1 protein-coding gene is annotated in these 17,378 nt (G+C 40.4%); it reads left to right on the top strand.

The genetic code is table 11. The annotated features are described in order from the left end of the window. The first annotated feature begins 33 nt into the window (after nucleotides 1–33). Nucleotides 34–17,352, top strand: a complete 17,319-nt coding sequence (locus MHI21_RS13330; protein ID WP_342418341.1) for a non-ribosomal peptide synthase/polyketide synthase — start codon at nucleotides 34–36, stop codon at nucleotides 17,350–17,352. Nucleotides 17,353–17,378 lie beyond the last annotated feature (26 nt).

Here is a 17,378-nt window from a genome sequence, read left to right on the forward strand (position 1 = left end):
AAAAGAGATGAAATAGAGAAGAGGGACGAAGTTATGGATAATTTGATGAAAAGAATAGAATCTCTTTCTCCAGAAAAAAGAAAGCTATTTGAGACGATGCTAAAAGAAAAAGGAAAAGATGTTTCAAAATATACGCCAAATGCCTTTTCTGGAATACCTTCTGCCAGAGAGCAGGAATTTTACCCTATGTCATCTGCCCAGAAAAGGCTGTATATACTAAACGAGCTTGAAGGAGCAGGTACTGCATATAACATGCCAGGCGTCGTACTGCTGGAAGGAAACATTGATGCAGTACGCTTCGAACAGGCATTCAAGGAGCTAGTAAAAAGACATGAGGCTCTGCGCACATCATTTCATATGGTTGAGGGTGAACCAGTACAAAAGGTTCATGATTACGTGGATTTCAGTATTACGTACCTGGAACTGGATGAAGAAAAAGCAGCAGAAATAGTCAAAGAATTCATAACGCCCTTTGATCTTAGCCAAGTTCCATTACTGAGAGTAGGACTTGTAAAAACGAACGAAGACAGGCGTGTTATGATGTTTGACATGCACCACATAGTATCAGATGGTATATCAGTCAATATACTTATGAGTGAGTTTTTGGATTTGTACCAAGGGAAGACCCTTTTGCCACTACGGATACAGTACAAGGATTTTTCTGTATGGCAGAAGGAGATGTTTGCCGGAGACTCAATAAAGAAGCAGGAAGAATACTGGCTCCAGACATTTAAGGGTGATATACCGGTACTGGATATGCCTACTGACTATCCAAGACCGGCGGTACAAAGTTTTGAAGGAGATGCTGTAAGCTTTGAAATAAACCCTGAACTTTCAGTCAAACTAAATAAGCTTGCAACAGATAATGGAGCTACCTTATACATGGTACTGATGGCTGCATATAACGTACTCCTGTCCAGATACACTGGACAGGAAGACATCATAGTTGGAAGTCCTGTAGCCGGAAGGCCCCATGCTGACCTGCAGGGTATCATTGGTATGTTTATAAATACCTTGGCCATAAGGAACTATCCTGAGGGAGAAAAGACCTTCGTCCAATTCTTGCAGGAAGTAAGGGAAAATGCGTTTTTGGCTTTTGAAAATCAGAACTACCAGTTTGAAGAACTTGTAGAAAAACTTAATCTCATGAGGGACATGAGCAGGAATCCTCTTTTTGACACTATGTTTGCACTGCGCACTTCAAACAAGACAGAATTTGCAGCATCGGGTATAAACTTCAAACAATACAACAACTGGCTGGAAGGCAGAAAGGCAAAATTTGACCTTATGCTTGAAGTGGTAGAGGGTCAAGAAGGTATAACATTTAACCTTGAATATTGTACCAGGCTGTTTAAGAAGGAGACAATAAAAAGGTTTGGAACCCATTACATTACCGTTCTTGAAGAGATAACGGCATGCCCTGAAAAAAGGTTGTGGGAAAGTGATGTACTGTTACAGGAAGAAAAACAGCAAATCCTATATACCTTTAACGCTACAGAGGCACAGTATCCTAAAAACAAGACTATCCATCAGCTTTTTGAAGAGCAGGCAGAGAAGAACCCTGATCATGTAGCTGTGGTATTTGAGGGTAAAAAGCTTACATTTAGTGAACTCAATAAAAAATCAAATGGGTTGGCCCATGTATTAAGGGCTAAAGGAGTCAAACCGGACAGTATCGTAGGTATTCTGGCAGAACGCTCACTTGAGATGATAGTAGCAATCCTAGGGGTATTAAAAGCAGGAGGGGCATATCTTCCCATAGATCCAGATTATCCTGAGGAAAGAATAAGTCATATGCTGGAAGACAGCCGGGCAGTGATCCTGTTGACCCAATCACATTTTATAGACAAATATACATCAATAGGTACAGTAATAAATTTAGAAGATGAGCAGGAATATTCAGATGAACAATATAACTTATCGGAGGTAAATAAACCTTCCGATCTAGCTTACTTAATATATACCTCAGGCTCTACAGGTAAACCCAAAGGGGCAATGATAGAGCATAGAAACATAGTAAGGCTGTTATTTAACAGTAAAATGCAGTTTGATTTTAACGAAAATGATGTATGGACTATGTTTCATTCTATGAGTTTCGATTTTTCCGTATGGGAGATGTACGGGGCGTTGTTATATGGGGGCAGATTGGTGGTAGTTCCTAAAATGACAGCACGCAGCAATGTAGAGTATCTGAGACTTCTAAGGAATGAGAAGGTGACCGTATTAAATCAGACACCTTCAGCCTTCTATAATATAGCCAATGAAGAAGTATCATATGAAGAAAAAGAACTTAAGATAAGATATGTCATATTCGGAGGGGAAGCATTAAAGCCTGCATTGTTGAAGGAATGGAGAAAGAAGTACACGCAGACTAGACTCATCAATATGTATGGAATAACCGAGACAACAGTGCATGTCACATATAAAGAGATAGAAGAGGAAGAAATTAGATCTAATGTGAGCAGCATAGGAAGGCCTATACCAACCCTTACAACATATGTAATGGATAAGAACATGAAAGTTGTTCCCATTGGAGTAGCCGGAGAGCTTTGTGTAGGAGGAGACGGAGTTTGCAGAGGATATCTTGGAAGACCGGAGCTTACAAAGGAAAAGTTCGTTCAAAATCCGTACAAGCCGGAAGAGAGGTTATATAGATCTGGAGACCTGGTCCGGTTATTATCTGATGGAGAAATGGAATACCTGGGTAGAATAGACCACCAGGTAAAGATAAGAGGCTTTAGGATAGAGCTTGGTGAAATAGAAGCACAACTGCTAAAGCATCCTTCAATTGAGGAATCTTTGGTGATTGCAAAGGAAGACCATCAGGGCAGTAAATACCTGTGTGCATATATAGCGGGAGAAAATGAGCTGACAATATCAGAACTAAGGGAGCATCTCTTAAAAGAACTGCCCGAATACATGGTACCATCATACTTTGTGCAGCTTGAAAAAATGCCATTGACAGCTAATGGCAAGATAGACAGGAAGGCATTGCCTGAACCCGAAGGTAATATAAATACGGGAATAGAGTATGAAGCGCCTATAGGCGAATTTGAAGAGAAGCTTGCACTGATTTGGCAAGACATCCTTGGAATTAAGAAGATAGGAAGAAATGACAACTTCTTTATGTTAGGTGGACACTCTTTAAAGGCTACAAGCCTTGTAGCGAGAATTCACAAAGAGTTCAATATAGACATGCCTCTTAAGGAAATATTTAAGGCTCCAATTATAGCGGAAATAGCAAGGTATATGAAGGAAGCAAAGGAGAGTATATATCAATCCATCCAAACTGCTAAAGAGATGGAATACTACCCTATGTCATCAGCCCAAAGAAGGCTGTATATATTAAATCAGTTTGAAGGAGCAGGGACAGCATACAATATGCCAGGCAGCTTGCTGGTTGAAGGCAGTATTGATCTGGAGCTTTTTCAGAAGACCTTCCAACAGCTTATAAATAGGCATGAGACCCTTCGAACATCTTTCCATTTCATAGAGGGTGAACCCGTCCAGAAGATCAATGATCCTGTGGGTTTTAGTGTAGTGTATCTAGAATCTGACGAAGAAAAAGTGGGGGAAATCGTAAAAGAATTTATAAAGCCGTTTGATCTTGGAATTGCTCCGCTGCTAAGAGTAGGCCTTGTGAAAACGGGAAAAGACAAGCATGTCATGATGTTTGACATGCACCATATCATATCTGACGGTACGTCCATGGATATACTGGTACATGAGTTCATGGATATGTATGGAGGAAATAACCCTTCTTCCCTCCGTATACAGTACAAGGACTATTCTGTTTGGCAGAAGGAACTATTTGCTGGGGACAAAATAAAGAAGCAGGAGGAATACTGGCTCCAGGAATTTAATGGAGAAATTCCTGTGCTGAATATGCCAGTAGATTACCAAAGGCCTGCGGTTCAAAGCTTTGACGGAGGTTTTATCCGTTTTGAAGCAGGCAGTGAGCTTACGGGAAAACTTATTAAGCTTGCAAGGGATAATGGGGCTACTCTTTACATGACATTGCTTGCTTCATACAACATACTGCTGTCTAAGTATACGGGGCAGGAAGATATTATAGTGGGAAGCCCTATAGCTGGAAGACCTCATACAGATTTACAAGACATAATAGGTATGTTTGTAAATACTTTAGCCATGAGGAACTATCCCCAGGGAGAAAAGACCTTTGCTGAGTTTCTAAAGGAAGTAAGGGAAAACTCTATAAGGGCTTATGAAAATCAGGACTACCAGTTTGAAGAACTGGTGGAAAAGCTTAATGTAAAGAGGGATATGAGCAGGAATCCTCTTTTTGATACTATGTTTGTATTGCAAAATACCGGCTCATCAGAATTGAAGATAGATAGGCTTAAGTTTATACCCTATACAAATGAATTTAGAATATCCAAATTTGACTTGACATTAAATGCTCGGGAAACCCAGGAAGGTATTGCATTTGATTTGGAATATGCCACAAGGCTGTTCAAGAAAGAGACTGTAGAAAGGTTTGCAGCCCATTACCTTAATGTTCTGGAAGAGATAACGGTTTATCCTGGAAAAAGGTTGTCAGAAATTGATATGCTTTCACAGGAAGAAAAGCAGAAAATACTATATGACTTTAACGATACAAAGGTCCGGTATCCTAAGGATAAGACTATACATCAACTGTTTGAAGAGCAGGTAGAAAAGACACCCAATAATATTGCTGTAGTGTTTGAAGATAAACAGCTGACTTATAAGGAAGTAAACGAAAAGGCAAACCAACTGGCCAGAAAATTAAGAGAAAAGGGAATAAAACCTGATAGTGTAGTGGGAATTATGGTAGAACGTTCCCCGGAAATGATCATAGGGATCATGGCTGTCCTAAAAGCTGGGGGGGCTTATTTACCCATAGCTCCTGAATACCCTGAAGACAGGATCCAGTTTATGCTTGATGACAGTGGCAGCCAAATTATTCTGATACAGGATAAATTTATAAATGCTAAAGGTAGTTACAGAAATGCTGAATTTATTAGCATAGAAAATCAGGAACTATTTACTGGGGATGTATCAAATCCAAAGTTAATTAGTAAACCTGAAAACTTGGCTTATGTAATATATACATCCGGTTCTACCGGCAAACCCAAAGGGGTAATGATAGAGAACTACTCCGTAATCAACCGGATCAACTGGATGCAGAAGCAATACCCGATAGCTGAAGGTGATGTGATCCTGCAGAAAACTCCCTATACCTTTGACGTATCGGTATGGGAATTATTGTGGTGGAGCTTTACTGGGGCCAAAGTCTGCCTGCTGATACCGGGAGGAGAAAAAAATCCGGAAGAAATCGTGAAGGCAATCGAAAAAAATAAAGTTACCACAATGCACTTTGTACCATCCATGTTGAGTGTATTTTTAGAGTATGTAGAGGAAAAGGGGATAATAGAGGAAATAGCAAGCTTAAAGCAGGTATTTGCCAGTGGAGAAGCACTGAACCTGAAGCAAGTAGAAAAGTTCAACAAGCTGCTGTACAAAGAAAAAGGAACAAGCCTGCATAACCTGTACGGACCAACAGAAGCAACAGTAGATGTATCCTACTTTGGCTGCTCCACGGAAGAAGAATTGGAGCTTGTACCAATAGGAAAGCCCATAGATAACATTAAGTTATATGTTGTGAGTAAGGAAAAGGGCCTGCAGCCGATAGGAGTAGCGGGAGAACTATGTATAGCAGGGGATGGACTGGCAAGAGGGTACTTGAACAGACCGGAACTTACAGAAGAAAAATTCGCAGCAAACCCATTCGCACCGGGTGAAAGGATGTACAGGACAGGTGACCTGGCAAGGTGGCTGCCTGACGGCAACCTAGAATACCTGGGCAGGATCGACCATCAGGTAAAGATAAGAGGCTACAGGATAGAACTGGGTGAAATAGAGAACCGGTTATTAAAGCATGAAACAATAAAAGAAGCAGTGGTATTGGACAAAGAAGGAGCTGACGGAAATAAGTATCTTTGTGCGTACGTCGTACCGGATCAAGAAATAACCGTACAGGGGATGAGGGAACACTTGTCAAAAGAGCTCCCGGACTACATGATCCCTTCCTACTTTGTGCGGATGGAAAAGCTGCCATTGACCCCTAATGGAAAAATAGACAGGAAAGCATTGCCTGTGCTCGATAGCAATGTTAATACCGGCGTAGAATACGTAGTACCTTCGGGAGAAATAGAGGAGAAACTTGCGCTGTTGTGGCGGGATATCCTTGGAATAGAGAAGGTAGGAAGAAATGATAACTTTTTTATGCTTGGGGGACACTCGTTAAAGGCAACAAGCCTTGTAGCAAGAATTCACAAAGAGTTCAATATAGACATACCTCTTAAGGAAATATTCAAGACACCAACCATCTTAGAAATTGCCAGATATATTAAAGACTCAAAGGAGAGCCTATATCAGTCAATCCAACCGGCAGGAGAAATGGAATACTACCCTATGTCATCTGCACAAAGAAGGCTGTATATACTAAACCAGCTTGAAGGGGCAGGGACAGCATACAACATGCCTGGTATTATGCTGCTGGAAGGAAGCATTGATACAGCGCGTTTCCAGGAAGTCTTCAGGCAGTTGGTAAAAAGGCATGAGACTCTTAGAACATCGTTCCACATGATCGATGGTAACCCGGTCCAGAAGGTTCATGACCATGTGGAATTCAGCGTGATGTACTTTGAAACTAACGAAGAAAAAGCCGCAGAGTATGCTGGGGAATTTGCCAGACCTTTTGATCTTGGCAAGGCTCCTCTGCTAAGGGTAGAGCTTGTAAAAACGGGAGAAGACAGGCATCTTATGATGTTTGATATGCATCACATTATATCCGATGGTGTCTCCATGGACATACTGATTCGTGAGTTTATGGATCTTTATGAAGGAAACAACCCTCCAGCACTTCGGATACAGTACAAGGACTACGCTGTATGGCAGAATAAACTGTTTGATGAGGGCGGAATTAGCAGCCAGGAGGAATACTGGCTCCAAGCATTCCAGGGAGAAATACCTGTACTGAATATGCCGCTAGACTATCCAAGGCCTGTAATACAAAGCTTTGAAGGGGATTTTTTTAGCTTTGAAGCAGGCAGTGAGCTTACGAATAAATTAAACAAGCTTGCAAGGGATAATGGGGCTACGCTTTACATGACACTGCTCGCGGCATACAACATATTGCTGTCTAAGCACACCGGACAGGAAGACATAATCGTTGGAAGCCCTATAGCCGGAAGGCCACATTCAGACCTGCAGGATATCCTTGGTATGTTTGTAAATACCTTGGCTATGAGAAATTACCCCAAGGGAGATAGTACCTTTGTAGAATTCTTGAATGAAGTAAGAGAAAACGCTCTAAGGGCTTATGACAATCAGGATTACCAATTTGAAGAACTGGTTGAGAAGCTTAACTTGAAGAGGGACATGAGCAGAAACCCACTGTTTGATACTATGTTTACCATGCAAAATGCCTCTAAGGTAGAATTTGCAGTACCTGGTATAAGCTTCAGACCTTTTAATAACGGGCTAGAGTATAGAATATCAAAATTTGACCTATCCATTGATGCAATAGAGCGTGAAGATGGTATGGCTTTTAGCTTTGAATATTGTACTCGGCTTTTCAAAAAAGAGACTATAAAAAGGTTGGCGGCTCATTACCTTAACGTGTTGGAAGAGATAACCGCAAATCCGTTTAAAAGGTTGTCGGAAATAAATATGTTGTCCCAGGAGGAAAAACAGCAAATAATCTATGGCTTCAATGATACAAAAGTAGAATATCCTAAGGATAAGACCATACAAGAGCTATTTGAAGAACAAGTGGAAAAGACGCCTGATAACATAGCAGTAGTATTTGAAGATAAATACTTGACTTACGGAGAACTTAATGAAAAGGCCAATCAACTGGCTTGGATCTTAAGGGACAAGGGATTAAAACCTGACAGTGTAGTAGCTATAATGGTAGACCGGTCCATAGAAATGATAATAGGTGTAATTGCTGTATTTAAAGCAGGAGGCGCGTATTTACCCATAGACACCGAATATCCTGAAGAACGAATCAGATATATGATCGATGACAGCTTGGCTGGAATTATTCTTACGCAAGAACATCATAAAGAAAAAATTAAATTTGATCTTGATATTATAAGCTTTGATGACTGTGTGAATTACAACGGGAGAACAGAAAATCTTCCTGTCATTAATAAATCTTGTAATTTAGCATATGTCATTTATACATCAGGAACCACAGGAAAGCCAAAGGGGATCATGATAGAGCATAGAAGTCTTGTCAACATATCTTACGCATGGAAAAAGGAATATAGGCTTGCGGATATGGATGTAAAGCTGTTGCAAATCGCAAGTTTTTCTTTTGATGTATTTGTGGGAGATGTTTCGAGAACGCTGCTCAACGGAGGCCAAATGGTTATTTGTTCATCCGAGGAGAGATACGATCCTGCACGATTATATTCACTTATTAAAACCCATAAAATAACCATCTTTGAATCCACACCGGCACTGATTATTCCTCTTATGGATTATATCCATGATAATGCTTTGATTATTGATAGCCTCAAGTTGCTTATACTTGGATCAGATACTCTCTCTGTGGAAGATTATGAAAGATTACAATCCTGGTATGGAGAGAAACTGCGGGTTGTTAATAGCTATGGGGTTACTGAGTCCACCATAGATTCCAGTTATTACGAAAAGAGACTGGGAAGCTATTTGGAATCCGGGAGTGTACCTATCGGAAAGCCAATGCAAAATATAAAATACTACGTTGTTGACAAACACTTGAGACCTCAGCCTACAGGGGTTTTGGGTGAGTTGTGCATAGGGGGAGAAGGGCTTGCAAGGGGATATCTAAACCGGCCTGAACTGACAGCTGAAAAATTTGTACCTAACCCGTTTATACCAGGGGAAAGGATGTATCGTACAGGGGATCTGGCCAGATGGCTGTCTGATGGGAATATGGAATTTTTAGGAAGAGTAGATCATCAGGTAAAGATAAGGGGATTTAGAATAGAGCTGGGGGAAATAGAAGCACAACTGCTAAAGCACGTTTCAATAAAGGAAGCAGTGGTTATTGCAAGGGAAGATCAGAAGGGAAACAAGTATCTGTGTGCCTATGTGGCAGGGGAAAATGAATTAACAATAGCAGAACTAAGGGGACATCTCTTAAAGGACCTTCCAGACTATATGATACCATCCTATTTTATGCAGTTAAAAAAGCTGCCGCTGACTCCCAATGGCAAAATAGATAGGAAGGCATTGCCCGAACCTGACGGCAATATCGATGCTGGAATAGAGTATGTCGCACCCTTGGGTGAAGTGGAGGAGAAACTTGCGGGGTTGTGGCAGGATATCCTTAGTATAGAGAAAGTGGGAAGAAACGACAATTTCTTTGAGCTGGGGGGACATTCCTTAAGGGCAGCAAATCTTATTGCCAGGATTCACAAAGAGTTCAATGTAAACATACCGCTTAAAGAAATATTTAAGAGCCCAAATATGTCTGAAGTTGCCGAGTGCATCAAGATTGCAAAGGAGAGTGTATTTCATTCTATTGGGCCGGCTGGGGAGATGGAGTACTATCCAATTTCATCCGCCCAGAAAAGGCTGTATATTCTAAACCAGCTTGACGCAGTTGGGATGGCATACAACATGCCTGGTATTATGCTAATTGAAGGCAAACTCGATAAACTGCGCTTTGAACAGGCTTTTAGGGAGCTTGTTGACAGACATGAGTCTTTCCGTACCTCATTCCATATGATAGATGGTAAACCGGTACAAAAGGTCCATAGCAATGTGGATTTTAGTGTTATGTATATGGAAACCGATGAGGAAAGAGCTGCGAAAATAGCCAGTGAATTTATTAGGACCTTTGACCTTGATGAGGCTCCTTTACTTAGGGTTGGGCTTATAAAAGTTGGAGAAGACAGATATATTATGATGTCTGATAAGCACCATATTATATCTGACGGGGTGTCTGACGACATACTGGTAAGAGAATTTATGAGCCTGTATGAAGGTAAGGAACTTCCGGAACTTAAGATTCAGTACAAGGATTTTTCCGTATGGCAGAACAGGCTGTTTGCTGATGGGACAATTAGTAAGCAGGAAGAATACTGGCTCCAAGTATTCAAAGGAGAAATTCCTTTGCTTAATATGCCGCTAGACTACCCTAGGCCAGCTATACAGAGTTTTGAGGGAGATGTGATCAGTTTCAAAGCAGGCAAGGAGCTTGCTGTTAAACTGAACAAACTTGCAGTGAATAATGGTGCCACGCTCTACATGGTACTTTTAGCTTCATACAATGTCCTTTTATCCAAGTACACCGGACAGGAAGATATTATAGTTGGAAGTCCCGTTGCAGGAAGGCCGCATACTGATCTTCAGGACGTTATTGGTATGTTTGTAAACACGCTAGCCATGAGGAATCACCCTCAAGGTGGAAAGACTTTTGTGGACTTCCTTAATGAAGTAAGAGAAAACTCCTTAAGGGCTTACGAAAACCAAGATTACCAATTTGAAGAACTGGTAGATAAGCTTAACCTGGAAAGGGATCTGGGCAGAAATCCACTTTTCGATACTATGTTTGTACTGCAAAATATCGAGGCATCAGAAGTGAAGATGGATGGGCTAAGGTTTATGCCCTATGACAGTGAAGTAAGAATATCCAAGTTTGACTTGACTTTAAACGCTGAGGAAACAGAGGACGGTATTGCATTTGAATTGGAGTATGCTACCAGGTTGTTTAAGAAAGAGTCAGTTATAAGGCTTATTGCCCATTACCTTAATGTATTGGAAGAGGCAGCAGCCTTTCCTGAAAAAAGGCTATTAGAAATTGATATGCTGTCACAAGACGAAAAACATCAAATATTATATGAATTTAATAATACAAAAGCAGGATACCCTCGGGAAAAGACCATCCATCAGATTTTTGAGGAACAGGTGGAACGGACACCCAATAATATTGCTGTAGTGTTTGAAGATAAACAGCTGACTTATAGGGAGCTAAACGAAAAGGCAAACCAACTGGCCAGAAAATTAAGAGAAAAGGGAATAAAACCTGATAGTGTAGTGGGAATTATGGTAGAACGTTCCCCGGAAATGATCATAGGGATCATGGCTGTCCTAAAAGCTGGGGGGGCTTATTTACCCATAGCTCCTGAATACCCTGAAGACAGGATCCAGTTTATGCTTGATGACAGTGGCAGCCAAATTATTCTGATACAGGATAAATTTATAAATGCTAAAGGTAGTTACAGAAATGCTGAATTTATTAGCATAGAAAATCAGGAACTATTTACTGGGGATGTATCAAATCCAAAGTTAATTAGTAAACCTGAAAACTTGGCTTATGTAATATATACATCCGGTTCTACCGGCAAACCCAAAGGGGTAATGATAGAGAACTACTCCGTAATCAACCGGATCAACTGGATGCAGAAGCAATACCCGATAGCTGAAGGTGATGTGATCCTGCAGAAAACTCCCTATACCTTTGACGTATCGGTATGGGAATTATTGTGGTGGAGCTTTACTGGGGCCAAAGTCTGCCTGCTGATACCGGGAGGAGAAAAAAATCCGGAAGAAATCGTGAAGGCAATCGAAAAAAATAAAGTTACCACAATGCACTTTGTACCATCCATGTTGAGTGTATTTTTAGAGTATGTAGAGGAAAAGGGGATAATAGAGGAAATAGCAAGCTTAAAGCAGGTATTTGCCAGTGGAGAAGCACTGAACCTGAAGCAAGTAGAAAAGTTCAACAAGCTGCTGTACAAAGAAAAAGGAACAAGCCTGCATAACCTGTACGGACCAACAGAAGCAACAGTAGATGTATCCTACTTTGGCTGCTCTACGGAAGAAGAATTGGAGCTTGTACCTATAGGAAAGCCCATAGATAACATTAAGTTGTATGTTGTCAGTAAGGAAAAGGGCCTGCAGCCGATAGGAGTAGCGGGAGAACTATGCATAGCAGGGGATGGACTGGCAAGAGGGTACTTGAACAGACCGGAACTTACAGAAGAAAAATTCGCAGCAAACCCATTCGCACCGGGTGAAAGGATGTACAGGACAGGTGACCTGGCAAGGTGGCTGCCTGACGGCAACCTAGAATACCTGGGCAGGATCGACCATCAGGTAAAGATAAGAGGCTACAGGATAGAACTGGGTGAAATAGAGAACCGGTTATTAAAGCATGAAACAATAAAAGAAGCAGTGGTATTGGACAAAGAAGGAGCTGACGGAAATAAGTATCTTTGTGCGTACGTCGTACCGGATCAAGAAATAACCGTACAGGGGATGAGGGAACACTTGTCAAAAGAGCTCCCGGACTACATGATCCCTTCTTACTTTATGCAGATGGAAAAGCTGCCATTGACCCCTAATGGAAAAATAGACAGGAAAGCATTGCCCGAGCCTGACGGAAGTATGAGTACGGGAACAGAATATGTAGCGCCGCGGAATGAAGTGGAAGAGAAACTGGTTGAAATATGGCAGGAAGTGCTTGGAGCAAAACAGGTAGGAATAAGGGACAACTTCTTTAAAATAGGCGGAGATTCTATACGTGCAATATCATTAGTCAGCACAATATGCAAAAAGTTGGATATAAACATCCAAATCAGGGATATATACATGAATCCTGATATTGAGAGATTGTCTGCATTCTTAAAAGTAAAAGATACGGAAGCTTTTAACAGTAAGATGGGTAAAGCAAGGGAAGAACTGGAGTTATTTAAACAGCGAATATTGATGAATGAAACTCTCTCAGAAAAGTTACCTTCGGACATGGAAGATATATATCCGATGAGTCACATAGAGCTGGGTATGATTTATCATTCCAAAAAAGACTATGAAAATGCAGTTTATCATGACCAATTTGCATTTCATCTGAATGACAAAGACTTTGATTTCCCAGCATTTAAAGAAGCGATGCTTCTAATGACGTCAAAACATGATATTTTAAGGACGGTTTTTAATTTAGAGGATTTTGAAACTCCTGTGCAAATTGTTTACAAGGGCAGTAGTCTTGATATTGAGCAGATAGATATCATGAATTTTAGCAGGACAGGGCAGGTTGAGTATATAAACAAATATTTGGAAAATGACAGAGCGAATCCGTTTGATATATCAAAGCCCCTTTGGAGGATAAGAATATTCAAACTTGACGCAAACCATATTTGTCTGGTTCTGATATTCCACCATGCTATCCTGGATGGCTGGAGTGTTGCTTCATTGATTACGGAAGTTTCAAACCTATACTCTAAGCTTAAGCAAGAAAAAGATTATATACCAACACGGCTTAAATGCAGCTATAAAGATTATATAGCAGACCAAATGACAATTAAGGACAACCAGGAAGTAATTAATTATTGGAGAGAGGAATTAAGTGAATATAAAAGGTTGAATATGCCTGCAAATATTCATGGAAAAACAAAAAAATCTTATAAAGTAGACCATGTAACACGCCATTTAAGCCAGGAATTTTTAGGTGATTTAAGAAGTACTGCCAGAAGATATGATGTAAGCTTAAAGACACTTTGCTTTGCTGCATACACTTATATGCTCAATATGCTTTCATACGAGGATGACTTTGTCGTAGGTTTGGTAGAAAATAACAGACCTGTATGCGAAGATGGAGATAAGATGCTGGGGTGCTTCTTAAATACGGTTCCCGTCAAAATGTGTTTTGATAAAATCGATATATGGGAGGAATTGATAAAAGTTGCAGAAAAGAAATTAATAAACTTAAAGCTTTATGGAAGACTGCCTTTATTTGAGATCATAAATATCCTGGGCGGAAAAGAAAACAAAGAGGAAAATCCTTTATTTGATACCATATTCAATTATGTGGATTTTCATATATATAACGAGATAATAAACAAAGAAATCGGTGATGTTAAAGATAGAATTTCAGTTGATGAATATGAAGCAACCAATACAAGTCTTGACTTTACAGTAAGTAATACATTCGATGATCTTAATATAAGCTTGATCTACTCGGACAAAGTATTGGAAAGAAAACAGGCAGAAGAGTGTATAGACTATTTTATTAATATTTTAAATATGTTTATCCATAACCCCAAAGGGTCAGTTGACAAGCTTATTATATTAAGTCATGAAGAAAGAAAGCAGTTGCTGATAGACTTTAATGATACTAAGAAAGACTATCCGCAGGACAAAACCATACATGAGCTGTTTGCTGAGCAGGTGGAAAGGACACCTGACAACATAGCTGTGGTATATGCAGACAAGCACTTGACTTACAGGGAATTGAACGGAAAGGCAAATCATTTGGCCAGAGTATTGAGGAACAAAGGGGTAAAGCCTGACCGTATTGTAGGAATTATGGCCGAACGTTCATTTGAGATGATTGTGGGGATATTTGCCATATTGAAAGCTGGAGGGGCGTATCTGCCGATAGATCCTAATTATCCTGATACAAGGATAAAGTATTTGTTGGACGATAGTGGTTCCCAGATCCTTTTGACCTCCAGGACCTTTATGGAAAATAAGCAGATTGATGCGGATATTATATATCTGGAGGAAGAATATTTAAATGAAGAGAACTCAAAGCTTGAAAATGTAAACAAACCCTCGGACCTTGCGTACGTCATTTATACATCAGGTTCGACAGGGAAGCCCAAAGGTGGAATGATTGAGCATACTAGCGTTGTAAACATAATTACAGCCCTCCAGGCCATGTATCCGCTTAAAGCGGAAGACGCTTTTCTATTTAAAACAACTTATACCTTTGACGTATCCGTAGCTGAGATATTTGGCTGGTTCCTCAACGGAGGAAAGCTTGTAATATCACGCCAAGGTGTGGAAAAGGAAGCTATGGAGTTAGTAGAGGTAATAAACAAGCATAAGATAACCCATGTAAACTTTGTACCATCAATGCTGAATATAATGGTACATACTTTAAAAGATAATGGTATAAAACTGCCATCAACTCTCAGGTATATTTTTGCTGCTGGAGAAGCGCTGCCCAAAAAGCTTGTCCATGAGCTTTTCGATGTCTCAGAGAACACATCTCTGGAAAATATCTATGGGCCTACAGAGTCCACGATATATGCAGCGGGTTACAGTATAACAAAGAAAATAGCAGAAGAACTTATAACAGTACCTATAGGGAAAGCTTTACAGAATGTATACCTTTATATACTGGACAAGCACAACCAATTAACTCCTGTAGGAGTGGCCGGTGAACTTGTGATAGGTGGAAGCGGTCTTGCAAGGGGCTATTTGAATAGACCTGAACTGACAGCAGAAAAATTTGTACCTAACCCGTTTATTCCCGGCGAAAAAGTGTACCGCACAGGGGACTTAGTAAGGCGGCTTCCTGATGGGAACATCGAATTCATGGGCAGGATCGACCACCAGGTAAAGATAAGAGGCTTTAGAATAGAGCTTGGAGAAATTGAAGCACATCTGGTGAAGCACACTGCTATTAAGGAAGCAGTGGTTATTGCAAAGGAAGAGCAGCAAGGGAAGAAGTACCTGTGTGCATATATTGTAGGGGAAAATGAATTGACCATTTCTGAGCTAAGGGAGCATCTCTTAAACGAACTACCTGACTACATGGTACCAGCATATTTCATGCAGCTGGAACAGCTGCCATTTAATGCCAACGGTAAAATTGATCGGAAAGCATTGCCTGAACCACAGGGGAATATTAATACCGGAGTAGAGCATGTAGTTCCTAGAAACGAAAGAGAAGAAATACTGGCCAAAGTATGGGAAGACGTACTAAAAACTGAAAACATCGGGGTAAAAGATAATTTCTTCAGCCTTGGAGGAGACTCAATAAAAGCCATACAGGTAATGTCGCGTCTTAACGTCCATGGGCTAAAGCTTGAAATGCGGGACTTATTCAAACATCCTGTAATTGAGGAACTCGTCGAATATATACAATCTACAAGCCGAAGAATTCATCAAGGCCCGGTAGAAGGCATAGTACCGATAACACCTATACAAAGATGGTTGTATAAACAAGACAGCAAGGATATCCATCATTTTAATCAGGAAATAATGATATATGGGCGTAACGGATTTGAAGAAGCTATTATTCGAAAAGTATTGTCAAAGCTTGTAGAGCACCACGATATTTTTAGAACAGTGGTAAAAATAGAGGATCAAAATATACTCCAATACAACAAAAACCTTGAAGGTGAACATTTTTCATTGGAAATTGTAGACCTTAGGGACAGCTATAATTACCGGGAAAAAATAGAGCTGGAAGCGTCGAGGATTCAGAGGAGCATGGACTTGTATAACGGTCCTTTAGTTAAGGTTGGTCTGTTTAAGACTAAAGAAGGGGACCACCTGCTAATAGCTATTCACCACCTTGTAGTTGATGGGGTATCGTGGAGAATCATACTGGAAGATTTGGACATAGGATACAGACAGGCGCTAAACAATGATGAAATAAAATTCAGCAACAAGACCGACTCTTTCAAAGATTGGGCACAGAGGCTTGATGAGTATGCCAATAGCCCTGAACTATTAAAAGAAATAAATTACTGGACCAATTTGGAAAAAACTGAAACAATACCGCTTCCAAAAGACCGAGAGATTGAAGAAAGAAGGTATATGAATAACAATAGCGTCAAGATCGAGCTGAGTATTGAAGAGACTGAGAAGATGCTAAAGCGGGTAAACCATGCTTATAACACAGAAGTAAACGACATATTGCTTACCGCCTTGGGATTAGCAGTGAGGGAATGGACCGGAAATGATAAGGTTCTGATCAGTCTGGAGGGGCACGGCAGGGAGGAAATCATTAAAGACATTGACATAAGCAGGACCGTGGGATGGTTCACCACCCAGTATCCCGTGGTGTTAGATGTCAGCGGACAACTCGATATTTCCCGCATGATCAAATCGGTAAAAGAAAACATCAGGCAGATACCTAACAAAGGGATAGGTTACGGCATACTAAAATATCTTACCTTGCCGGAAAACAAAGCCGATTTAAACTTTAATCTAAACCCTGAAATAAGCTTCAATTACCTCGGTCAATTCAACCAGGATAATGTAGACAATTTATTTGGAGTGTCTGATATTCCTGCCGGAGAGTCTACAGGACCAAACTATAAAAGTGAGTATTGTATTGATATTAACGGCGGAACTGTAGAAGGCGGGAAGCTGGAATTAAACTTTAGCTACAACCAGGGCGAGTATGAGAAGAGTACTATTGAAGGGGTAGCGGTGAGTTTTAAAAAGCATTTAGTAAACATAATAACCCATTGTGCAGAAATGGACTATTCAGAAGCTACACTCAGTGATTTTACAGTAGACGATCTGAATATGGATGAGTTTGAAGACGTATTGAATAACTTCGAATAAAAAGAGTTTGTATTTAAGGAGGAGTA

The sequence above is a fragment of the Paenibacillus sp. FSL H8-0168 genome, from assembly GCF_038592955.1.
GTDB lineage: Bacteria > Bacillota > Bacilli > Paenibacillales > Paenibacillaceae > Paenibacillus > Paenibacillus polymyxa_B.